Source organism: Paracoccus sp. SY (assembly GCF_002901215.1).
GTDB lineage: Bacteria > Pseudomonadota > Alphaproteobacteria > Rhodobacterales > Rhodobacteraceae > Paracoccus > Paracoccus acridae.
Genome location: NZ_NWMQ01000154.1, coordinates 1 through 1001, shown reverse-complemented (window position 1 = coordinate 1001; position 1001 = coordinate 1). Strand labels below are relative to the sequence as shown.

Below are 1001 nucleotides of genomic sequence, written 5' to 3'. Positions count from 1 at the left end.
TGGCTGCTGACCAAGACGATCGAGGCAGGTCGGGCATCTGGCGCCGTTACCGACAAGAGCCTGAAGCGGGTGGCTGTCGACACAACCGTGATGGAAAAGACCATCGCTCATCCGACGGATGCCCGGCTCTACGAGCGTGCCCGCGCCTTGCTGGTGGGCCTGGCCAGAAAGGCAGGGATCGATCTGCGCCAGAGCTACGCGCGGCTTGCCCCGCGACTGGCCGCCCAGGTGGGGCGCTATGCCCATGCCCGGCAGTTCAAGCGCATGCGCAAGGCCTTGCGCCAGCTCAAGGGCTATGTTGGCCGGGTGCGACGGGACCTGCGCCGCCACCTGCAGGACATCCCCGAAGGCGCGCTACGCGGAAGGGTGCTGGAGGCACTCTGGCTGGTCGGTCGCCTGCTCAAGCAAACGCCGAAGAGCAAGAACAAGCTCTATTCCCTGCACGAGCCCGAGGTCGACTGCATCTCCAAGGGCAAGGCCCGCATCCGCTACGAGTTCGGCACCAAGGTCAGTCTCGCCACCACCCTCGACGGAGGCTTCGTCGTGGGGGCCCGGAGCTTTCCTGGTAGCCCATACGACGGTCATACCCTGGCGCCTGCGCTCGAGCAGGTCGCCATCCTGACTGACCAGGTGCCGGATCTCGCCGTCGTCGATCGCGGCTATCGCGGCCATGGCGTGGAGACCACCAAGGTCCTGATCAGCGGCACGAGACGCGGCATCACCCCGCTCCTGGCAAAGCTCCTCAGGCGACGAAGTGCTATCGAGCCGGAGATCGGGCACATGAAAACCGACGGACGTCTTGCCAGATGTCCGCTGAAGGGGCGCATCGGCGACGCAATCTTCGCCGTCCTCTGCGCCTGCGGTCACAATATCCGCAAGATCCTGGCCCATCTCAGGGCTCTTTGGGTCCTGCTCTTTCATCTGATCGGGCCGATGATCTGGCCCGAAACGCCCTATCAACGCGAAGCATTGGCTGGCGGATAAGGTTGTTCAGAGCCGAC

Annotated in this window: 1 protein-coding gene; it reads left to right on the top strand. The window is 64.5% G+C overall.

Features of this window, described 5'->3' with window-relative positions; all coding sequences use genetic code 11:
• The coding region (locus CK944_RS22260; RefSeq protein WP_103175196.1) for an IS5 family transposase at nt 1-984 on the top strand (984 nt) is incomplete at its 5' end.
• Between the last annotated feature and the right edge of the window lie 17 nt (nt 985-1001).